Source organism: Streptomyces capparidis (assembly GCF_054782095.1).
The window spans coordinates 132,785-152,964 of sequence record NZ_BAAGTD010000016.1 but is presented as its reverse complement, the minus strand read 5'-3'; the positions used below and the strand labels follow the sequence as shown (position 1 = coordinate 152,964).

At 76.7% G+C, this 20,180-nt stretch carries 22 protein-coding genes; 11 read left to right on the top strand and 11 right to left on the bottom strand.

Going from position 1 to position 20,180, the window contains the following annotated elements; all coding sequences use genetic code 11:
- Nucleotides 1–114 precede the first annotated feature (114 nt).
- The 3 genes from ACYVO2_RS15665 to ACYVO2_RS15655 all read left to right on the top strand — a co-directional run bounded on the left by ACYVO2_RS15665 (nt 115) and on the right by ACYVO2_RS15655 (nt 2,461).
- Nucleotides 115–954, top strand: coding sequence for an MBL fold metallo-hydrolase (locus ACYVO2_RS15665; protein WP_461008404.1), 840 nt, complete (start codon nt 115–117; stop codon nt 952–954).
- Nucleotides 955–1,084: 130 nt separating this feature from the next.
- On the top strand, nt 1,085–1,660 hold the full coding sequence (locus ACYVO2_RS15660) for a hemerythrin domain-containing protein (protein ID WP_461008403.1): 576 nt from the start codon (nt 1,085–1,087) through the stop codon (nt 1,658–1,660).
- A 276-nt stretch (nt 1,661–1,936) separates the two neighbouring features.
- Nucleotides 1,937–2,461, top strand: a complete 525-nt coding sequence (locus ACYVO2_RS15655) for a hypothetical protein (protein WP_461008402.1) — start codon at nt 1,937–1,939, stop codon at nt 2,459–2,461.
- Nucleotides 2,462–2,486: 25 nt separating this feature from the next.
- On the opposite strand, the gene ACYVO2_RS15650 is transcribed toward ACYVO2_RS15655, so the two are convergent.
- On the bottom strand, nt 2,487–3,035 hold the full coding sequence (locus ACYVO2_RS15650) for a hypothetical protein (RefSeq protein WP_461008401.1): 549 nt from the start codon (nt 3,033–3,035) through the stop codon (nt 2,487–2,489).
- A gap of 181 nt (nt 3,036–3,216) precedes the next feature.
- Between ACYVO2_RS15650 and ACYVO2_RS15645 the strand changes: the two genes are divergently transcribed.
- Both ACYVO2_RS15645 and ACYVO2_RS15640 read left to right on the top strand, forming a co-directional pair.
- Nucleotides 3,217–3,582: a hypothetical protein gene (locus tag ACYVO2_RS15645; protein ID WP_461008400.1), complete on the top strand. Its 366-nt coding sequence runs from the start codon at nt 3,217–3,219 to the stop codon at nt 3,580–3,582.
- A gap of 95 nt (nt 3,583–3,677) precedes the next feature.
- Nucleotides 3,678–4,730 carry a glucose 1-dehydrogenase gene (locus tag ACYVO2_RS15640; protein WP_461008399.1) on the top strand — a complete coding sequence of 351 codons (1,053 nt, stop codon included), beginning with the start codon at nt 3,678–3,680 and terminating at the stop codon, nt 4,728–4,730.
- Between the two features lie 21 nt (nt 4,731–4,751).
- Here ACYVO2_RS15640 and ACYVO2_RS15635 read toward each other — a convergent pair whose 3' ends face one another.
- The gene (locus tag ACYVO2_RS15635; protein ID WP_461008398.1) at nt 4,752–5,210 is read right to left on the bottom strand and encodes a MarR family winged helix-turn-helix transcriptional regulator; all 459 of its coding nucleotides are present in this window, start codon (nt 5,208–5,210) and stop codon (nt 4,752–4,754) included.
- Nucleotides 5,211–5,326: 116 nt separating this feature from the next.
- Nucleotides 5,327–5,929, bottom strand: coding sequence for a short chain dehydrogenase (locus ACYVO2_RS15630; protein ID WP_461008397.1), 603 nt, complete (start codon nt 5,927–5,929; stop codon nt 5,327–5,329).
- Nucleotides 5,930–6,000: 71 nt separating this feature from the next.
- Between ACYVO2_RS15630 and ACYVO2_RS15625 the strand changes: the two genes are divergently transcribed.
- On the top strand, nt 6,001–6,939 hold the full coding sequence (locus tag ACYVO2_RS15625) for a LysR family transcriptional regulator (protein WP_461008396.1): 939 nt from the start codon (nt 6,001–6,003) through the stop codon (nt 6,937–6,939).
- A gap of 207 nt (nt 6,940–7,146) precedes the next feature.
- Nucleotides 7,147–9,192: a GDSL-type esterase/lipase family protein gene (locus ACYVO2_RS15620; protein ID WP_461008395.1), complete on the top strand. Its 2,046-nt coding sequence runs from the start codon at nt 7,147–7,149 to the stop codon at nt 9,190–9,192.
- A 79-nt stretch (nt 9,193–9,271) separates the two neighbouring features.
- Here the strand turns inward: ACYVO2_RS15620 and ACYVO2_RS15615 are convergent, their stop codons facing one another.
- Complete coding sequence (locus tag ACYVO2_RS15615; RefSeq protein WP_461008394.1) at nt 9,272–9,700, bottom strand: hypothetical protein; 429 nt, start codon at nt 9,698–9,700, stop codon at nt 9,272–9,274.
- Nucleotides 9,701–9,963: 263 nt separating this feature from the next.
- Here ACYVO2_RS15615 and ACYVO2_RS15610 point away from each other — a divergent pair, with 263 nt between their 5' ends.
- From ACYVO2_RS15610 to ACYVO2_RS15600, 3 genes are all read left to right on the top strand, one after another.
- Nucleotides 9,964–10,827, top strand: coding sequence for a helix-turn-helix domain-containing protein (locus ACYVO2_RS15610; RefSeq protein ID WP_461008393.1), 864 nt, complete (start codon nt 9,964–9,966; stop codon nt 10,825–10,827).
- Nucleotides 10,824–11,060: a DUF397 domain-containing protein gene (locus ACYVO2_RS15605; RefSeq protein ID WP_461008392.1), complete on the top strand. Its 237-nt coding sequence runs from the start codon at nt 10,824–10,826 to the stop codon at nt 11,058–11,060. Before ACYVO2_RS15610 ends, ACYVO2_RS15605 begins: the two co-directional genes overlap by 4 nt.
- Before the next feature lie 101 nt (nt 11,061–11,161).
- On the top strand, nt 11,162–13,024 hold the full coding sequence (locus ACYVO2_RS15600; RefSeq protein WP_461008391.1) for a hypothetical protein: 1,863 nt from the start codon (nt 11,162–11,164) through the stop codon (nt 13,022–13,024).
- Between the two features lie 48 nt (nt 13,025–13,072).
- Here the strand turns inward: ACYVO2_RS15600 and ACYVO2_RS15595 are convergent, their stop codons facing one another.
- Nucleotides 13,073–13,360 carry a DUF1876 domain-containing protein gene (locus ACYVO2_RS15595; RefSeq protein ID WP_461008390.1) on the bottom strand — a complete coding sequence of 96 codons (288 nt, stop codon included), beginning with the start codon at nt 13,358–13,360 and terminating at the stop codon, nt 13,073–13,075.
- A gap of 116 nt (nt 13,361–13,476) precedes the next feature.
- Nucleotides 13,477–14,355 (bottom strand): universal stress protein, encoded by an 879-nt coding sequence (locus tag ACYVO2_RS15590; RefSeq protein WP_461008389.1) that lies wholly within the window; start codon nt 14,353–14,355, stop codon nt 13,477–13,479.
- A 186-nt stretch (nt 14,356–14,541) separates the two neighbouring features.
- Here ACYVO2_RS15590 and ACYVO2_RS15585 point away from each other — a divergent pair, with 186 nt between their 5' ends.
- Nucleotides 14,542–15,378, top strand: a complete 837-nt coding sequence (locus ACYVO2_RS15585; protein ID WP_461008388.1) for a TauD/TfdA family dioxygenase — start codon at nt 14,542–14,544, stop codon at nt 15,376–15,378.
- Between the two features lie 33 nt (nt 15,379–15,411).
- Here ACYVO2_RS15585 and paaE read toward each other — a convergent pair whose 3' ends face one another.
- The 5 genes from paaE to paaA form a co-directional block, all read right to left on the bottom strand.
- Nucleotides 15,412–16,527: a 1,2-phenylacetyl-CoA epoxidase subunit PaaE gene (gene paaE / locus ACYVO2_RS15580; protein WP_461008387.1), complete on the bottom strand. Its 1,116-nt coding sequence runs from the start codon at nt 16,525–16,527 to the stop codon at nt 15,412–15,414.
- Nucleotides 16,527–17,054: a 1,2-phenylacetyl-CoA epoxidase subunit PaaD gene (paaD, locus tag ACYVO2_RS15575; RefSeq protein WP_461008386.1), complete on the bottom strand. Its 528-nt coding sequence runs from the start codon at nt 17,052–17,054 to the stop codon at nt 16,527–16,529. The genes paaE and paaD overlap by 1 nt, the downstream gene beginning before the upstream one ends.
- Nucleotides 17,051–17,917: a 1,2-phenylacetyl-CoA epoxidase subunit PaaC gene (gene paaC, locus ACYVO2_RS15570; protein WP_461008385.1), complete on the bottom strand. Its 867-nt coding sequence runs from the start codon at nt 17,915–17,917 to the stop codon at nt 17,051–17,053. Before paaC ends, paaD begins: the two co-directional genes overlap by 4 nt.
- 80 nt (nt 17,918–17,997) lie before the next feature.
- Entirely contained in the window at nt 17,998–18,285 is a 288-nt protein-coding gene (paaB, locus tag ACYVO2_RS15565; protein WP_461008384.1) for a 1,2-phenylacetyl-CoA epoxidase subunit PaaB, read from the bottom strand.
- On the bottom strand, nt 18,282–19,268 hold the full coding sequence (gene paaA / locus ACYVO2_RS15560) for a 1,2-phenylacetyl-CoA epoxidase subunit PaaA (RefSeq protein ID WP_461008383.1): 987 nt from the start codon (nt 19,266–19,268) through the stop codon (nt 18,282–18,284). The genes paaB and paaA overlap by 4 nt, the downstream gene beginning before the upstream one ends.
- Nucleotides 19,269–20,180: the final 912 nt, after the last annotated feature.

Below are 20,180 nucleotides of genomic sequence, written 5' to 3'. Positions count from 1 at the left end.
CCCGGGCCCGGGGCGGAGCGCCGCCGCGGCCGGGGCCCGCCCGCCGGCCGCCCGGATGCCGGCCGCGTGCGGCGCCCGTAGAGTGCCGGGTGAGACGCACGAGGAGGCCGCGCCATGCGACCACCGCCGCCCCCGGGTGCCGCCGAGATCCTGTTCGTGGGCACCGCCACCCTGCTCATCCGCTACGGCGCGCTCACCCTGCTCACCGACCCCAACTTCCTGCGCCGCGGCCAGTACGCCCACCTCGGCCGCGGCCTGGTCTCCCGGCGGCTGACCGAGCCCGCCCTGGCCGCCGCCGAGCTCCCGCCCGACCTGGACGCGGTGATCCTCTCCCATCTGCACGGCGACCACTGGGACCGGGTCGCCCGGCGGCACCTGGACCGCGCCCTGCCCGTCCTCACCACCCCGCACGCCTCCCGGCGCCTCCAGGGCCTGCACGGCTTCAGCCGCGCCACCGGCCTGCCCACCTGGCACGACCACGTGCTGCTCAGGGAGGGCAGCCAGGTGCGGGTCACCGCGCTGCCCGGCCGCCACGGCCCCCGTCCCGCGCGACCGCTGCTGCCGCCGGTGATGGGCAGCCTGCTGGAGTTCGGCGACGCGGCGGGCCCCGTCCGGCTGCGCCTGTACCTCAGCGGCGACACCCTGATGTTCCCCGGCGTCCACGAGATCGCCCGCCGCTGCCCGCCCGCGCACCTGGCCGTGGTGCACCTCGGCGGCACCACCCTGCCCGGCGGGCTCCTCGTCACCATGGACGCCCGCCAGGGCGCCGACCTCGTCGAGGCGCTGCGCCCCCACCGCGTCCTGCCGGTGCACCACGACGACTACACCGTCTTCCGCTCCCCGCTGTCCGACTTCCACCACGAGGCCGCGCGCCGCGGGCTCGCCGGCGGGGTGCTGCACTGCGCCCGGGGGGAACGGGTGATCGTTGACGCCCATGGCCCCGTGCGGGACTGATCCGGCCGCCCCGGTGGTACACGCGGGAAGCCGGACGGCGGCGGAATCGTCCGGAACCCGGCACCATGCCCCGGGCATCGAACCGCGTGGCCGCGGGTACCCGGGTCATCACCCGAACGGAGGACAAGAGATGACACAGGAAGCCCGTAGTGACGTCACCGGAACCGACGACGTGGTGGCGCTGCTGATGCGGCAGCACGGTGACATCCACAGGCTCTTCATGGAGGTCGAGCGCAGCGAGGGCGACGCCAGGCGCGACGCGTTCCGCAGCCTGGTGCGGCTGCTGGCCGTGCACGAGACCGCCGAGGAGGAGGTCGTCCACCCGTTCGCGCGCCGCGCCTTCGACGGCGGCGAGCAGGTGGTGGAGGACAGGCTGCGCGAGGAGCGCGAGGCCAAGGAGATGCTCAGCGAACTGGACCGGATGAACCCGGACGACCCCCGGTTCCTGCCGAAGCTGCGGGCGCTGCGCGAGGACGTGCTGGAGCACGCGCGCTCCGAGGAGCGGTACGAGTTCGCGCAACTGCGGCGGCACGCGGACCCGCAGAAGCTCGCGTCGATGGCCAAGGGCGTCAAGGCGGCCGAGGCGATGGCGCCCACCCGCCCCCACCCGGGCGTGGAGAGCGCGGCGAAGAACATGGCGCTCGGACCGGTGGCGGCGCTGATGGACCGCACGCGCGACGCGGTGCGCAAGGCCATGGGCAACTGACCGGACGGGACGAACGGCGCCCATCGGGCGCCGGCACTCCGGACGGCGGCGAGGGCGGCCCCCTGCGGGGACCGCCCTCGCCGCCGTTTCCGTGCGCCGCCGCTCGGCCGCGAAGCCGCCCGGACCCGACCGCCCGTGCCCGCCGCGCGGAACCCCGCGGCCGTGACGTTCGTCATTCTGGTCACCCCGCCCCTCCGGGTACCGTGTCCCCTTCGCGCCCCCGCGGCGCGCGGACCCACCCACCAGGGCGAGTGGGCCGGAAGGAGGACGGCAGCCGTGCCCCACGACATCTCCGCGGTCATAGCCGCCACCGCGCGGTGGCTCGTCCGCGCCTACCCGCCCGCCCCGGGCGTCCTGAACGCCGTGCTCGCCGAGGCCCAGGCCCGGCAGGCGGCGACCGTGGCGGCGTGGCTGCGCTACCCCACCCACCTGGACGCCGCGCTGGTGGCCATCGCCGGGCCCGGCGGCTCCGCCCGCCTGGACCGGCTCGCCGACGCGGACGTCCCGGGCCGCGACGGACCCGACCACGCGTGGCGCACCTGGGTGGACGAGGTCGTCGCGAGCTGGGCCGCGTGCCTGCTCACCGACCCGGGGCTGGCCGCCGCCGCGGTGGCCGCGCTGGAGGGCGGCGAGCACACCGCCGCGTACCCGGTGGAGTTCCGCAGGCTGACCGCGCCGGACGAGCGCGACCGGCACGCCGCGCCGCTGCTGCGCCACCCCGACCTGCTCGCGACCGTCGCCGGGCTGCACCAGTCGCAACTGCTGGAGCGCCTCCAGGGCGACCCCGTCGGCGCCGACTGACGGCCCCGACGGACGGCGCCGCCCCTCACTCGCCGTGCCCGGCGGTGCGGGCGCCGGGCGCCAGGACGGCCGCCGCCGCCTCGTCGTGCAGCCGGCCCGCCGTCCGCGCCTGCTGCTCCGCGCGCTCCAGCAGCTCGCGCAGCCGGTCCTCGTCCAGCCGCTCGTCCTCCGCGGCGGAGGAGAGCAGCGCCCGCCACAACTGCGCCTTGCCCTCGATGCCGAGCCGGAGCAGCTCCAGCTCGATCACGCTGCTCAGCCCCGAGCGGCGCAGCACCCGGCCGTTCGGCTTCAGCCGCGCGGCCTTCTCGGCCATCCAGCCCCCGTACACCTTGTAGCGGCGCACGGGCACGCCCAGCGTCTCCATCACGCGCAGCAGGGACAGCCTGTCCTGCGCGATCTCGGTGGCGAGGTCGTGCAGCGCGTCGCCGTGCGCGGTGCCGCGGTGGTTCTGCGCGGCGCGGCGGCACAGCTCCAGGCCCGCGGTGGCGCCGGCGAGGTGGTCGTTGAGGTAGATCCCGAGCGCCCGCGGCAGCAGGCTGCCGCCCGGGCGGTGGGGTGCCGCTGTGCTGCCCATGGCGCCTCCCGAGCGTTCGTGGTGGGTGGGGCGGTGCTCCCGGTCGGCCGGATACCCGCTTCTCCCCGGGTGAACCGGGGCGGGGAGGCGGTGCTTGCCGCGACAGGGGATAACAGGCCCCGGCTAGCATCGAAGGTGCATCGAAGGTGAGGGCGCGCACGGAGCGCGGAGGAAGGCGGCGATGGCGCGACTGCGACTGGCCGACGGGCACCTGGTGGTCCGCCTGTCCTGGTGGGAGCGGGGCGCGGCGCACGGCGCCGCCGTGCGGGTGCCCCTGACCGCGGTGCGGCGGGTGCGGGTGGAGCGCACCTGGTGGCGGGCCCTGCGCGGGGAGCGGGACCGCGGCCGCGGCATCCCCGGGGTCGTCACCGTCGGCCTCCGGCGCCACCCGCAGGGCACCGACTTCGCCGCCGTCCGCGCCGGCCGCCCCGTGCTGTGCGTGGACCTCGCGCCCGACGCCCCGTTCGCCCGCCTCGCCCTCACCGTGCGGCACCCGGAGCGGACGGCGCGCGAGGTCCTGGCCGCCGCGGGGCGGACGGGGATCTGACGACAGGCCCCGGGGCCGAGCGCCCGCCGGGACGGTTGGCCGGCGCCGTGGTGGAAACCCGCCTGGGGAGCACCCGTGGCGTGAGGAGGACACCGATGCGCGCACTGACCGTCCGTCCGCGGCAGCCCGGCTCCCTGGAGCCGGCCGAGCTGCCCGACCCGGTGCCGGGCGAGGACGAACTGCTGGTGGAGGGCCTCGCGGTGGGGGTGTGCGGCACGGACAAGGAGATCGTCTCCGGCGACTACGGCTGGGCGCCGCCGGGCCGGGACCGGCTGGTGCTGGGGCACGAGTCCCTCGGCCGGGTCCGGCAGGCCCCGCCGGGCAGCGGCTTCTCGCCGGGCGACCTGGTGGCCGGGGTGGTCCGCAGGCCCGACCCGGAGCCCTGCGGGGCGTGCGCGCACGGCGAGTTCGACATGTGCCGCAACGACCGGTACACGGAGCGGGGCATCAAGGAGATCGACGGCTACGGCGCCGAGCTGTGGTGCGTGGAGACCGGTTACGCGGTCCGGCTCGACCCGGCCCTGGAGCGGGCCGGGGTGCTGGTGGAGCCGACCAGCGTGGTCGCCAAGGCGTGGGAGCAGGTGGAGCGGGTGGGCGCCCGGGCCTGGTTCGAGCCGCGCCGGGTCCTGGTCACCGGGGCCGGGCCGATCGGTCTGCTCGCCGCGCTCCTCGGGGTGGAGCGCGGCCTGGACGTGCACGTGCTGGACCGGGTCACCGAGGGGCCCAAGCCGCGCTTCGTCGCCGACCTGGGCGCCACCTACCACACCGGGGACAGCTCGCAGGTGGTCCCGGCCCTGCGCCCGGACGTGGTGATCGAGGCCACGGGCGCGGGCAAGCTGGTCTTCGACGCCATGACCGGCACCGCCTCCTACGGCGTCGTCTGCCTCACCGGGGTGTCCCCGGCCGGCCGCCGCACGACCGTGGACGCGGGCCTGGTCAACCGGGAGCTGGTGCTGGAGAACGACGCGGTGGTGGGCTCGGTCAACGCCAACCCGCGCCACTACCGGCAGGCCGCGGACACCCTGGCCAAGGCCGACCGGGAGTGGCTGGAGCGGCTGATCACCCGCCGGGTCCCGCTGGAGCGCTGCGCCGAGGCGTTCGACGGGTCCTCCGACGACGTGAAGGTGGTCGTCACCCTCGGCGGCTGAGCCGGACCGGGCCGGGCCGGCTCACTCGGGCAGGTCGCTGTCGCCGCCCAGGTTGTCGACCATCCGGCGCAGCACGTCCAGGGCCGCGGCGTACTCGCCCGCGGTGATGCCCTCGTGGGTGCGCTCGTGCACGCGCTGGTTGCGCTCCCGGGCCCGCTGCCGCCCCGCCTCGCCCTCCTCCGTGAGGGTGAGCACGCCGCCGTCCTCGCGCAGCCAGCCGCGCCCGGCCAGGTCGTCGTAGACGCCGTCGAAGTCGATGCCGAGGTCGTCGTAGCGGGCCAGCTTCCCGGTGAGCCGCTCCCGGGTCCAGGTGCCGGGGGAGCCCGCGACGTGGTTCAGCGTCCACCAGTGCGGCTGGGTGAGCCCCTCCACGGCGAGCGCCGCCCGCAGCGCGCCCACCACCGACCGCTGGACGACGCCGCTCCAGTACCCGATGGGTTGGGCGGCGAGCTGCTCCTCGGCGTACTCCTTGACGGCCACGGCGAATCACTCCTCGGGACGGGTCGCGCTCCTGACGTGTGCGATCACCGTAGAAACTCAAGCCGACTCGAGGTCAACCCCGGCTCCTGGCGGGCGGGCGCCCGCGCCCGCCCCCGTCACCCCACCCGGTACACCTGCCCGGTGTCGTGTCCCTCGACGGAGCGGACGTAGGCGGCCGCGGCCCGGCGGACCGGCACCGCGTCGAAGCCCGGGAACAGCGTGTCGTACTCCGCGAGGGACTCCTCGAACACGGTGGGGCTGACCGCGTTGACGCGGCGGCGCCCCGGCAGCTCGATCGCGGCGGCGCGCACGAATGCCTCGATCGCGCCGTTGGCCAGCGCGGCGACCGCGCCGGTGCGAACAGGCTCGCGGGCCGTCACCCCGGTGACCAGGGTGAACGATCCGTCGTCGGCCACCGCGCCGAGCCCCTGGCGGACCACCTCGACCTGGCTGACGGCCTTGCCCGCCAGGCCGTCCCGCACGTCCGCGAGGCTCAGCTCGGCCAGCGGCCGCCACGGGGCGGGGCCCGCCGCGCACGCCACCGCGTCCACCGCGCCGACGCGCGCGTACATCCGCCCGATGGTGGCGGGGTCGGTGAGGTCCACGGGGACGTCGGCGTTCCGGCGCGCGGCGGTGACGATCTCGTGGCCGCGTTCCCGCAGGGCCGTGTGCACCGCTCGGCCGAGGGTTCCGGTCGCTCCGATCAGCAGGATCTTCATACCGCGAGCATGGCGGGCGTGGGATCGTGAAGTCCAGCTACCTGTGCTTCACAGGTCGTTAAGCTGAACTCATGCTCGATGTGAAGCGGCTGACGATGCTGCGCGACCTGGCGGAGCACGGCAAGGTCACCGCCGTCGCCGAACTCCACGGCGTCACCCCCTCCGCCGTCTCCCAGCAACTGCGCGCCCTGGAGGCGGAGGCCGGTGCGGCGCTGCTGCTGCGGCAGGGGCGCGGGGTGCGCCTCACCCCGGCCGGCGCGGCGCTCGCCGCCCAGTGCGCGCACGTGCTCGCCGCCCTGGAGCGCGCCGAGGGAGCGGTCCGCGCGCTGGACGCCGAGGTCGGCGGCGCGCTGACCGTCGGCTGCGCCCCCAGCGCCCTGCCCGGCGTCGCCGCGCCGCTCCTGGCCGGGCTGGCCGCCCACCACCCCGGGCTGCGCCTTTCGGTCGTGCAGTCGGAGCCCGAGGAGGCCGCGCCCCTGCTCCGGCAGCGCGAGCTGGACCTGGCCGTGGCGTACCGCTACCACCTGCTCGGGGCGCCCGTGCCCGGCGGCGTCACCGCGGTGCCGCTCTTCGACGACCCCCTGGCGCTCGTCGTGCCCGAGGCGCTGCGCCCGGCGGTGGCGGAGGGCGGGCTCGCGGTGCTGCGGGACCGGTCCTGGCTGTCGGCGCCGCCGCCGAGCGGCTGCCACGAGGTCCTGGTGCACGCGTGCCGCAACGCGGGTTTCACCCCGCGGGTGGACCACCGCTGCGGCGATCTGCGCGCCGCGCTGGCGCTGGTGGCCACCGGGCTCGCGGTGACGATCCTGCCGGGGCTGCTGTGCGGCGACCCGCCGCCGGGCACCGCGGTGCTGCCGCTGCCCGGCCGGGGCAGGACCGTCGAGGCGTGGGTGCGCGCCGGCACGGAGGGCCACCCGGCGACCGCGGCCGCCCTGGCGGTGCTCACCTCGCTGCCCGGGCCGCGGGAGCCGGGCGCGGACGGTGGCGCGGACGGGGCGCGCGGCCCGGGGTGACCCCGAGGCGCGTCCCGCCCGGCGGCGGCCCCGCCCGCCCTCGGCGCCGCGCTCCGGGACTGCACATTTTCCCTGGATTTGTCAGGACCATGCCGTTCAACCCCTTGACCTTGAACCGATTCAAAGCTTCCATCGGGATCACCGGCCCGGCTGGGGGCGCTCCCACCGGGGGTCCAAGTCGCACACCCATCCGTGGAAGGGACAGCCATGCCCCGCGCGCACCCCCGCACGCCCGCCCCACGTCCGCCCACAGGCTCCGTCCGGGCATTCCTCGTCGCCGTCCTGGCCGCCGCCATGGTGGCGCTGGGCCTCGGCTCGCTCCCCGCGCAGGCGGTGCCCGCGGCGCCGACCGCCGCGGCCGCGCCGGGCGACGGGTCGGTGGGCGATCCGAACATCGCCTACGTCGGCCGCTGGAGCGTCAACGCCACCCAGGCCGTGCCCAACTGGACGGGCGCCTACCTCCTCACCGGCTTCACCGGCACCACGGTGAAGGTCAGGGCGCGCGACGCGGTGAACTTCTACGCCAGCATCGACGGCGGCCCCGACGTCTTCCACGCCGGGGTGCGCGGCACCGTGAACCTCACCCCGACCGGGCTCGCCCCCGGCACCCACACCCTGCGCATCTCCTACCGCTCCGGGGACACCGTCTTCCAGGGCCTGGTGCTCGACAGCGGCGCCACCACCGTCCGCGCGCAGGTGCCCTCCGGCCTGATCGAGTTCGTCGGCGACTCCATCACCGCGGGCGCCCTCACCGACCGCCTCGCGCTGGACTCCTACGCCTGGAAGACCGGCGAGCGGCTGGGGATGCGGCACACGCAGATCGCCCGCTCCGGTTACTGCCTGGTGGCCAAGGGCGGCTGCGTCGGCCAGAGCACGCAGTTCTTCAGGACCGCCAGCACCGGCGACCAGAGCTGGGACTTCTCCCGCTACCAGGCCGCCGCCGTGGTGATCAACCTGGGCACCAACGACATCGGCCGCGGCGTGACCGGCGCGGAGTTCCAGGCCGCGTACACCGCCCTGCTGCGCGACATCCGCGCCAAGTACCCGAACGCGGCGCTGTTCGCCGTGCAGACGCTGAAGAAGCGCTACGTCACCGAGACCAGGGCCGCCGTGGCCGCCCGCGCCGGCGCCGGGGACACCCGGGTGCACTTCGTCGACACCACCGGCTGGCTCACCGACGGCGCCGACTACGAGGACGGCAACGGCCACCCCAACGAGGCGGGCCACACCAAGTTCGCCGCGCGCCTCGCCCCGGTCGTCTCCGCCAAGCTGCCCGCCGCGACCACCACCCCCGTCACCGCGCCCGACGCCGCCGCCGCGCCCGGCATGCCCGGCGACCCCAACATCACCCTCGTCGGCCGCTGGGACACCACCAGCTCCACCACCGCCCACACCCCCTACTGGGCGGGCGCGTACGTCAGGACCGGCTTCACCGGGACCACCGTCAAGCTGCGCCAGCGCGGCACCATCGACCTGTGGGTCAGCATCGACGGCAAGCCCGACGTGTTCCACAACGACGTGAGCGGCACGGTGAACCTGACCCCGGCGAGGCTGGCCCCGGGCAACCACACCCTGCACGTCAACTACCAGGTGGTCGCCGGCTCCTACCGCGGCGACGCGGTCTTCCAGGGCCTGGTGCTGGACAGCGGCGCCACCACCTTCAAGCCGCCCGCGCCGCGCCACCTGGTGGAGTTCGTCGGCGACTCCATCACCGTCGGCACCACCACCTCCAAGAACGCCCGCACCGCCTACGGCTGGCTGGTGGGGGAGCGGCTGGGCGCCGACCACACCCAGATCGCCCAGGGCGGCGCCTGCCTGGTGGCGGCGCCCGACGGCTGCGTGGGCCTGGAGCGGCAGTACACCAGGCTCAACCCGAACGCCGCCACGCCGGACTGGGACTTCTCCCGGTACCGGGCGAGCGCGGTGGTGATCAACCTGGGCACCAACGACGTGGGGCACGCGGTGACGAAGGAGCAGTTCCAGTCGGCCTACGTCAGCCTGCTGCGCAAGGTGCGCGCCGCCCACCCGCAGGCGTGGATCTTCGCGCTGGAGACCTTCCGCGGCAGGTACGTGCCCGAGACCGAGGCGGCCGTGCGCACGGTCGCCGCGGGCGGCGACGCGCGGGTGTCCTTCGTGGACACCACGGGCTGGCTGGGCACCGGTGACCTCACCGACTCCGTCCACCCCAACGACCAGGGGCACCGCCGCATCGCGGACCGGCTCACCCCGATCGTGCAGAGCAGGCTCGGCTAGCCGGGCATCTCCCGAGGGCGCCGTCCGTCCCCCCGGCGGGGGCGGGCGGCGCCCGCGCGTGCGTCGGGGTGCGGCCGTCTCACCGCGGGACCTCCCACGCCGGGGCGGTGCCCGTGGCGGCGCACACCGCGATGTACAGCAGGAGGGGGTGGGTGTAGGGGACGGCGTCGACGGGGTCGTGGACCAGGCGGGCGTCACCGTGATCGGCCCGCGGCGCGTCGGGGCCCGCGGCGTAGGTGGCCCCGGGCGGCCAGGCCAGGCCGGCGTCGGAGTCGGCGGGGACGAGCCACCACCAGTGCCCGCCGGCGGCGAGCACATGACCCGCGCGGGGCAGCAGGTCGAGCACGCGGGGGCCGAGCCGCTCCGGCACCCCGACGGCGTCGCAGCCGAGCGGGGTGGCTAAGTCGGGCGGCACCAGCGGCTGCTCCTGACCGCCCGGGTGCCGGGCCCGCCTGCCCCGGCCGGAGGTCAGGCGGGCGAGCAGGCCGAGGGCCGGGAGGGCGGTCAACGGGGCGCTCGCCGCGCGGGGCGCGCCGTGGACCGGCGCGCCGCCGGGTGAGGGCCGCCTGCCGGCCTGCCGGGGGCGCACGGGTGGGGGGACGGCCCGTCCCAGGGCCGCTGCGTGAACCGTGTCACCCCGTCACTATGCGCAACGCACCGCACACGGCGCAAGGTCCACTCTGGAAATTGCAGAGTGACATCATCCACTCTTGCCGGTGATGATCCGTCAGCGTGGGAGACTGGTGCGGCAGTCTGGTGTGGAGGTGGACGGTGAGCGAGCCACGGCCCGCACCGACCGTGGGGCAGGTCGTCCTGGGCAGGCGCCTCCAGGCGCTCCGGGAGGGCGCCGGGCTGAACCGCGAGGCCGCCGCGCGGGTGCTGGGGGTCGCGCCGGGCACGGTGCGCCGGATGGAGACCGCCGAGGTCGCGCTGAAGATCCCCTACGTGCGGATGCTGCTCGAGGCGTACGGAGCCGCCCCGGAGGAGGTCGACGCCTTCGTGCGGCTCACCGAGGAGGCCAACCGCCCCGGCTGGTGGCAGCGGTTCCACGACATCCTGCCCTCCTGGTTCAGCGTCCACGTCAGCCTCGAGCAGGCCGCCGAGATGATCAGGTCCTACGAGCCGCACTTCGTGCCGGGCCTGTTCCAGACCGAGGAGTACGCGCGGGCCGTGCTGCGCACCGGCGCGGTCGGCCGCACCAGGTCCGGGGACATCGAGCGGCACGTCGCACTGCGCATGCGGCGCCAGTCCCTGCTCACCCGCGCCGAGCCCCCTATCCTGTGGGTGATCATGGACGAGACCGTGCTGCGCCGCCCCGTCGGCGGCCCCGGGGTGATGCGGCGCCAGGTGGAGCGGTTGCTGGACGCCGCGGACCTGCCGAACGTCGTCCTCCAGATCGCCCCGTTCGCCTCCGGGCACCACCCCGGCACCTACGGACCGTTCGTCCTGTTCCGCTTCCCGCTCCCGGAACTGCCGGACATGGTCTACGTCGAATACCTGACCGGTGCCGTCTACCTGGACGGGCGCGACGAGGTCTCGGCTCACCTGGAGGCGCTGGACCGCATGGCGGTCCAGGCAGCATCCGCACAACGCACGAAGGAGATCCTCGCGGGTCTCCGCGAGGAGCTCGAATGACGCGCATCTACAACGGCATGCCGGCGACGGACCTCGGCAGCGAGGGCTGGCACAAGCCGTGGAGCGGGGGCAACGGCGGGAACTGCGTCGAGGCCAGGAAGCTGGAGGACGGCCGGATAGCGCTGCGCCAGTCCGCCCACCCGGGCGGCCCCGCCCTGATCTTCACCTCGGGCGAGTTCACCGCGTTCATCCAGGGGGCGAAGGAGGGGAAGGCGGACTTCCTGCTGCCCTGAGCCGCGCCGCCCGGGCCGCGCCGCCCCGGGGCCGCTGTGCCGCGGCGCGGCCCGGCGGTGCGCGGGCGCCCGGGCCGGGCGGGAACCCGGATAATGCCGCGGTGAGCGCTTCCCCCCTGTCGCTGCCGCCGGAGCACGTCCCCGAGGGGACCCGTGCCTGGAGTTCGCGGGACGTGCACCGCTGGCTGGCCTGCGTCCCGGCCCGGTGGGCCCACCCGGCGTGGGCCGTCCTCGCCCTGCTGGCGGCCGGGCTGTGGGCGACGGCCAGTGTCGGCGGCCCGGCCTGCACCGACGCCGACCCGTGCGGCGCCCAGTGGTGGGGGACGGTGCTGATGGGCGCCGCGCTGCTCCAGCTCTACTGGGTGTGGCGGCTGCCCGGTCCCGCGCTGGCGCTGCTCGGGCCGCTGACCGCCGGGGTGCTGCTGTCCGAGGAGGCCGTGGGCACCGCGAGCGGCACCGCCCGGATCGCCGTCCTCGCCGCGGCGGCCTTCACCGGGTGCGGGCTGCTGGAGCGGCTGGCCGTCACCGCCCGCCAGCGCGCGCTCGCCGAGGAGGCCGCGGGCCCGGCCCGCCACCCGCTGCCCGCGCCCGCGGCGGCGTTCCGGCGCGGCGGCTGCTCCGTCGTCCTCGCCGTCCCCCTGCTGGCCGTCGCCGCGTGGGCCGGGTGGCAGGGGCTGGCCGACCTGGCCGCGGACCGGGACCGCGCGGAGCGCGCGCAGCGGGTGCAGGCGCGGGTCACCGGTGGCAACGAGGACGGCGTCGAGGTGGCGCTGCCCGGCGGCACCCGCACCCTGGATGTGCTCGACCCCGGCGCCCACCCCGTCGGCAGCACCATCGGGGTGCTGGTGGACGGCGCGTGGGCGCGGCCGGCCGCCGAGCCTCACGACGCCTCGGGCTGGCAGGTGGTGCTGCTGGTGGCGGGCCTGCCCGGGCTCGCGCTGCTCGGCAACGGCCTGGACGGGCGCCGCCGCTCCCGCCGCCTGCGGGCCGCGCCGCTGCCCGCGCTGCGGGTGCTGGTGCGCGAGGGCCACGAGGACGGCCGGACCTGGGTCTTCGCCGCCGACGACCGCGCCGCCGCGCGGCCCGTGCTGTCGGTGAACACCCTGTTCGCGGCGGAGGACGACGGCGAGGAGGAGTGGGCGCCAGGCGAGGACGACGCGGAGGAGCCCGACGCCGAGCTGCCCGCGCTGCGCCAGGAGCTCACCGCCATCCTCAAGGGCACCACGCCCCGGCCGCCGCTGCGCGAGGCCGTGATGTACGGGGCGCCGTGGAGCGGCGCCGAGGTGGTGTTCGTCTCCCGGCAGGAGCCCGACGGCGAGCAGCCCGAGGTGGAGTGCGGCGTCAGCCCGGTGCGGCCCGCGCGGCCCGGCGGGGGCGGTCCCGAGCGCGGGCCCCGGCTGCGCTCCGCGGGGGAGACCGCCGCCGAGATGGTGCCCGGCGACCGGCCGCGGTCGTGGTCGGCGGGCCCGGTGTCGCGGACCGTGGCGCTGATGCTGCTGCTGGTGGAGGGCGGCGGCACGTTCCTGCTGCTCTCCGGCGCGTCCAGGTGGTGGTACTGGCTGCTGGAGGCGCTGGCGCTGCCGTGGCTGGTCAAGGCGATCGCCGCCGCGGCCAACTGGCGGGTGACCGCCGACCGCGACGGGCTGTGGATCGCCGGGGCGTGGCGGGTGCGGCGGGTGCCGTGGGAGGAGCTGACCGGGGTCGCCCGCGGGTTCGACGAGCTGGTGTTCACCACCCGGTCGGGCCGCGTGCGCCTCGGTCCCACCGGCTGGGTGTGGCTGGAGCGGCGGCTGGGCCGGGTCAGCCCCGACCTGCGCGCGGTGGAGGAGCTCCGGGCGCTGCTGCACCACCCGGGGCTGCGGCCGACGCGGCAGGCCGGGCCCGGCGAGCAGGGCGCGCCGCTCGGCCCGGCGGCGGTGGCGGTCACCGTGCTGTGGGCGGTGGCGGTGCTGCTCCTGCTGTGAGGCCGCGGCCACCGGCGGCGGGCGCATCGCGGGCCCGCCGCGCCCGGCTCAGGCCGGCCAGCCGGGCACGGGCCGCGGCCGGGGGCGCCCGGCCGGTGTGCCGGTGCCCTCGATGTCGTGCTGCGCCGCGGCCAGCAACTGGTGCGCCAGGTCGGCCATGGCGCGGCCCGCGGCCAGCTCGTCGCCGATCTCGGCCACCGGGGCGTCCTCGGGGCTGCACCGGGCCTCGCCTCGGCCGGTGAGCGCGGAGGCGCCGGTGTCCAGGACGGCGCGGGCCTTGGTGGTGCCCTCGTCCTCGACGAGGTGGAGGCGGACCTCCCAGTCGACGGTGTGCATCTTCGGCTCCTCACGTGCGACGGTGTGCGGCGGTGCCGCGGCGGCCCCGCCACCGGGTACCCCCTCGGCCGGGGAACCCGCGGGCTCGCCGCCCGCCGTTCCGCGGCGGGCCCGGCTCACCGCGGCGCGGGCACCACGGCGACGGGGCAGCGCGCCGCGTGCAGCACCTCGCCGCTGACCGAGCCGAGCAGCAGCCGCCGCAGCCCGGTGCGGCCGTGGGAGCCGACGACGACCAGGTCGGCACCCGCGCCGGCGCGCACCAAGGCGCGGGCGGGGTGCGTGTGCTCCACGCGCACGGCCGTCTTCACCGACGGGTGCCGCGCCCCGACCCGGGCCGCGCAGTCCTCCAGCACCCGCTGCTCGGCGCGGGTCAGCCCGGCCTGGTCGCGCTGCCCGGCGGGGGCCAGCCCCGGCGTCATGACCTGCGGCCGGTGGTCGGCGTGCAGCAGCCGCAGCGCGGCGCCGCGCAGCTCCGCCTCGGCGAACGCGAACTCCAGCGCGGCCAGGCCGTCCTCCGGCGTGTCCACCCCCACCACCACGGTCTCCCCGGCGTGCTCGCGGGGCGTGCCCGGCCGGACGACCAGGACGGGGCAGGCGGCGTGCGTGGCCGCCTGGAGGGCCACCGAGCCGAGCGGCAGCCGGGGGAAGCCGCCGCGCCCCCGGTGGCCGACCACGACGAGGCAGGCCCGCTCCGAGGCGCCCAGCAGCACCCCGGCTGGCTGCCCGGCCGCCGGCTCCGGCTCCACCGGCACGCCGGGGAACTCGGCCGCCACCAGCGCGGCGCACGGGCCGATGACGCGGCGCGCCCGCTCCTCGACCCCGGCCCGCGGCGGGAGGCCGGCGGGCAGCGGTCCCTCCACGGCGTGCACCACCCGCAGCGGCACGCCGCGCAGCGCCGCCTCGCGGGCGGCGGCGCGCACCACCTGCTCCCGGTGCGGGCCCTCGTCCACTCCCACCACGACCGGCCGCGCGTCACGGCCGACTGCCGGATCCATGGCCGCTCCCTGGTCCCCCTTCCAGCATGCCGCGCCGCCGCGCGGTTCCGCATCCCGCCCGGGAGATCGGTAACGCGCGGTGACCGTGTGTGTCACGGCGGTGAAACAGTCGTTCTCCACCATGGGAACAGGGCCGGTGGTGCACCATCGGACGACCGACGCAGCGGGAGCGAGGAGGCGGTAGCCATGCGGGACGTCAGTTCGGCGAGCTTCATCCCCGCCCGGGCGGCCGGCGCCGACGAGGCCGGGGAGATCCTCGCCGCGCAGGGCGCCGTGCTCGTGTCCGGGCTGCCCGACGAGGAGTCCGCGGTCGCGTTCGGCCGCCGGGTGTTGGGGGAGCGGGCGGTGCGGATCGGCACCCAGTTCGAGGCCACCATGCACCGCGGGGAACGCGACGCCGCGGCAGTGGACGCCCAGCCGCCGGACGAGCGGGGCCGCAGGCGCCGGTTCACCCCCACCGAGGAGCGCATGCCCGCGCACAACGACGGCTACGGCTTCGGCGACTGGGCCCCGGACCACCTGTTCCTGTGGTGCGGGCGCCCCGCGGACCGCGGCGGCGACTCGTTCCTCATCGACACGGCCCGCCTCCTCGACCTGCTGGCGCACGACCCGGACGAGGCGGATCTCGCGGAGTTCTGCCGCACCGTGGACATCGACCACTCCGAGCCCAACCTGCCGCAGGGCCGGCCCGCGCCCATCGCCCGCCACACCCCCACCGGCCGCTTCCAGGGCCGCTGCCACCCCTTCCTGTCCCCGCTGGAGGGGGAGCGGGAGGCCCGGCACCGGGACTTCGTGCGCCGCTGGCAGCAGGCGGTGACCCGGGCCCGCGACACCGGGCCGATGTTCCGGCTGGCCGCGGGCGAGATGGTGTGCGTGGACAACTACCGGGTGCTGCACGGCCGGGACGGGCACAGCGACCCGCGGCGCCGGGTGTGCTCGATCTGGGGCTGGAGCACGGACGCCGTGGCGGTGCCGGACGGGCCGCTGGACGTGGTCGCGCCGAGGATCCCCGTCGGCTCCTGACCCCGGCCCCGCGGCCCGCCCGGCCGCCGCCCGTCAGGTGTCGTAGTCCACGGCCAGGGTGTCGGTGACCGGGTGGCTCTGGCAGGTCAGCACATACCCGGCCGCGACCTCCTCCGGCTCCAGGGCGTAGTTGCGGCGCATCTCGGCGCGGCCGGACGTGACCAGCGCCCGGCAGGTGCCGCACACCCCGCCCTTGCAGGCGAACGGCAGGTCGGAGCGGGTGCGCTGGGCGGCGTCCAGCAGGGTGGCGGCGCGCGGCAGGGCGGCGGTGGTGGTGCGCCCGTCCAGGGTGATGGTGACCTCGCTGACCGGTCCCTCGGGCGCCGCGTCGGGGTGGGTGACCGGCGGCGGGGGCTGGTCGTCGGCGTAGAACAGCTCCTGGTGCACCCGCGGCCCCGGCACGCCGAGCCCGGCGAGCAGCTCCCGGGCGCCGGTCACCATGCCGCGCGGCCCGCACAGCCACCAGTGGTCCACCCCCGGCACGTCCACCAGGCCGGTCAGCAGGGCCCGCAGCCGGGCGGTGTCCAGGCGGCCGGAGAGCAGCTCCGCCTCCCGCGGCTCCCGGGAGAGCACGTGCGCCAACTGGAAGCGCGCCGGGTGGGTGTCCTTCAGGTCGGCGAGCTCGTCGGCGAACATCACGGTGTCGGCGCGCCGGTTGCCGTACAGCAGGGTGACGCGGGAGCGGTCGTCGGCGGCGAGCACGGACGCGGCGATGGACAGCACCGGGGTGATCCCCGACCCGGCGGCGACCATCGCGTGGTGGCCGGGCACGCCCAGGTCCGGGGTGAACGCGCCGGCCGGGGGCAGCACCTCCACGGTGTCGCCCGGCCGCACCCGCCGCACCAGCCACGAGGAGAACAGGCCGCCCGGCACGATCCGCACCCCGATCCGCGGCGGGCCGCCCGCGGGCGAGCAGATCGAGTACGAGCGCCGCTCGTCGCGCCCGTCCACCTCGCGCCGCAGGGTCAGCGACTGCCCGGGGGAGAAGCGGTACTCCTCGGCGAGCTCCTCGGGCACCTCGAACGTCACGGCGGCGGCGTCGGCGCACAGCGGCTCGACCGCGGCGACCCGCAGCGGGTGGAACACCGGGCGGCGCCGCCGTCCCCCGCCCGGGAGGGCGGCGGTCGGGGGCGCGGTGGGAGCGGTCATCAGACCTCCTTGACGTGCTCGAACGGCTCCCGGCAGCCCCGGCAGCGCCACAGCGCCCGGCACGGGGCGGCGCCGAACCGGGAGATCTCCTCGGTGTCCCGGGCCCCGCAGCGCGGGCAGGCCACGGCCCGGCGGGTGGGCAGCAGCCGCAGCGGGACGGGCCCGTCCGGGTGGCGCGGCGCCGGGCCGGGGGGCGCGATGCCGTGCTCGGACAGGGCGCGGCGGCCCCGCTCGCTGATCCAGTCGGTGGTCCACGGCGGGTCCAGGCGGGTGGCGACCCGCACCCGCGCGAACCCGGCGGCGCGCAGCCGGGCGGCCACCTCGGCGCGCATCTCGGCCACCGCCGGGCAGCCGCTGTAGGTCGGGGTGAGGGTGGCCGTCACCGTGCCGTCGCCGCCGACCTCGACGTCCCGCAGCACCCCCAGGTCGGCGAGGGTCAGCATGGGCAGCTCCGGGTCGGGCACCCGCCCGGCGACCTCGCGGGCGCGGGCCAGGGCCGCCGCGCCACCGGTTCCCGCCGCGGTCACCACGTCGCCCCCGGGTGGGCGCGGGCCACGCACTGGAGCTCCTCCAGCAGCGGGGCCAGGTGCGCGGTGTGCTCGCCCGCGCGGCCCGAGCCGGGCGCGGGCGCGGCCCGCGGGAACTCCAGGCCCGCGGCGTCGGCGACCTGGCGCAGCACCTGCCGGGTGGTGTCGGCGACCGCGTCCGCGTCCACCCCGAACCGGGCGGCGGCGCGGTCGGCGAACAGCTCGCCCAGCCACGGCGCGACCCGCGTCAGCGCCGTCCGCATCCGCCGCCGCGACTCCTCGGTGCCGTCACCTAGGCGCACCGCCCAGTCGGCCGCGTACTGCCGGTGGTAGGCCAGCTCCTTGACGCCCTTGGCGGCGATCGCGGCGAGCACCGGGTCGGGCGCCTCGGCCAGTTGCTCGAACGCCGCGAGCCGCCAGGAGGAGAAGACCAGCATCCGGGTGACGGAGAACGCGAAGTCGCCGTTGGGCAGCTCCGCCAGTCGCACGTTGCGGAACTCGCCGGGCCCGCGGAAGTACGCGAGGTCGTCCTCGCCGCGCCCGCGGCCCTCGGCCTGCCCGGCCCTGGCCAGCAGCAACCTGGCCTGCCCGAGCAGGTCAAGACCGATGTTGGCCAGCGCCACCTCCTCCTCCAGCTCGGGGGCGCGGGTGGTCCACTCCGCCAAGCGCTGCGCCGCGACCAGCGCGTCGTCGCCGAGGGCCAGGCAGCAGGCGGCCAGTCGCCCGCCGTCCACGCCGTCGGGGACGGCGGTGTCCACCCCGTGCAGCGGGTCGGTGAACCCGGTGCCGAACGCCCAGCGGGCGTCGCCGCCCTCGGGGTGGTCCTCGGCGAGGGAGAGGTAGACGTGGTCGTCGTCGGTCATGCCCGCTCTCCGGGTGAGGTGGGTCGGGTGGGTCGGGTGGGTCTGGGTCCGGTGGGAATGCGCGGGGCCGGGCCGGTGGGCTAGATGTGGGGGACGTCGTCCGGGATGGAGTAGAAGGTCGGGTGGCGGTAGACCTTGTCGCCGGACGGGGCGAAGAACGGGTCCTTCTCGTCCGGCGCCGAGGCGGTGATCCGGTCCGAGCGCACCACCCAGATGCTCACGCCCTCGTTGCGCCGGGTGTACAGGTCCCGGGCGTGGGTGAGGGCCATCCGGTCGTCCGCCGCGCGCAGCGACCCGACGTGCACATGGTTCAGACCCCGCTTGCCGCGCACGAACACCTCGTACAGCGGCCACTCCTCCTTGCTCACGCCACGCCTCCTTCCGTGCCCCGGGCGGCCTGTTTCGCGGCGTGCGCGCGGGCGGCCTCGCGCACCCACGCGCCGTCCTCGTGCGCCGCCCTGCGCCGGGCCACCCGCTGGGCGTTGCACGGCCCGTCCCCGGAGATGACCCGCCGCAGCTCGTCGAAGTCCGGGGTGCCGAAGTCGTAGTGGCCGCTCTCCTCGTTCCACCGCAGCTCGGGGTCGGGCAGGGTGACGCCCAGCTTCTCCGCCTGCGGCACCGTCATGTCCACGAAGCGCCGGCGCAGCTCGTCGTTGCTGTGCCGCTTGATCTTCCACGCCATGGAGGCGGCGGAGTTCGGCGAGTCGTGGTCGGGCGGGCCGAACATCATCAGCGACGGCCACCACCACCGGTCCACCGCGTCCTGCACCATCGCCCGCTGGGCCTCGGTGCCGCGCATCATCGTCAGCAGCAGCTCGTAGCCCTGCCGCTGGTGGAACGACTCCTCCTTGCAGATCCGCACCATCGCGCGGGCGTAGGGGCCGAAGGAGCTGCGGCACAGCGGGACCTGGTTGCAGATCGCGGCGCCGTCCACGAACCAGCCGATCACGCCGACGTCGGCGAAGCTCAGCGTCGGGTAGTTGAAGATCGAGGAGTACTTCTGGCGGCCGTCGACCAGCCGCTCGGTGAGGTCCGCGCGGTCCGCGCCGAGGGTCTCGGCGGCGGAGTACAGGTACAGGCCGTGCCCGGCCTCGTCCTGCACCTTGGCGAACAGGATCGCCTTGCGGCGCAGGCTGGGCGCCCTGGTGATCCACTCGCCCTCGGGCTGCATGCCGATGATCTCCGAGTGGGCGTGCTGCGCGATCTGCCGGATGAGTGTCCTGCGGTAGGCCTCCGGCATCCAGTCCCGGGGCTCGACGCGCTGGTCCCGGGCGATCACGGCGTCGAAGTGCGCCTGGAGCCGCGCGTCCGGCTCCTGCGCCGGTGCCGCGGCCGCTTCCGTAGTGGTCATGGCGATACCCGCTCCCCAACCGACCATTCGTTCGGTTGTCAGTGTGGCGCATCCGGGCGGCCGGGGCAAGAGGGGGCGCCGCCTCGGTCCTTGACAGCCGGGCGGAGGGCTGGGTTACCTGATCGCGCCGGGGACCGAATGGTCGTTCGGCGGTGGTGAAGTTGCGGCGGGCGGCGGGCCGCCGTGGCCGGGCGGTGGGAGTCCGGAGGGCGGCTGGACGGCGGCGGTCCGTCGGAGCCGGACGGTGCGGTGGCCGGGCGGCGGAGGTCTGGAGCACGGCCGGACGGCGGCTGCGCGGCAGCGGGCCGGTGCGGTGGCCGGACGGTGGCTGTATGGCGGCGGGACGGTGGGGTGAGCGGGCGGTGGGACGGTGCGGCGAACGGACGGATGGGCGTGGGCGGGCGGAATCAACGGCCGGACCGCCGTTCCGCCGGGCGAGCGGGCAGGCCGAGCGACCGGAGACCGGACCGGCGCCGGGCAGGCGGTCGGCAGGGGCCGTGAGCCCGGCGTCCGCGCCCGGGGCTGTGTGACCTGGTCCGGCGCCCATTCGCCGCACGGCTCTTGGTCCGGCGCCCGCCGCGCGGCGCTGTTCTGGTCCGGCACCCACCCGCCCAGCCCCGGCCCGGCGCCCGGCCCCGGCCTGGAATCCGCCCGCCGCCCGGCCCCGGTTCGAGAACCCGCCCGCCGCCCGGCCCTTGCCGCCCTCGGCTCGCCCGCCGCACCGCCGGACCCTCCGTCTGCCCCGCGACGGCCGTCCGGCCGTCGCGGGGCGGCGGACCCCGCCGGTGGCCCGGCGGTCCGTGGACGACCGCCAGCCGCGAGGCCGTCATCCGGCCGCACCCTCCGCCCCCGCCCTCCGGCCGGTGAGGCGGCGCCCGCGGGGACCCACCACCTCACCGCACCACCACCTCA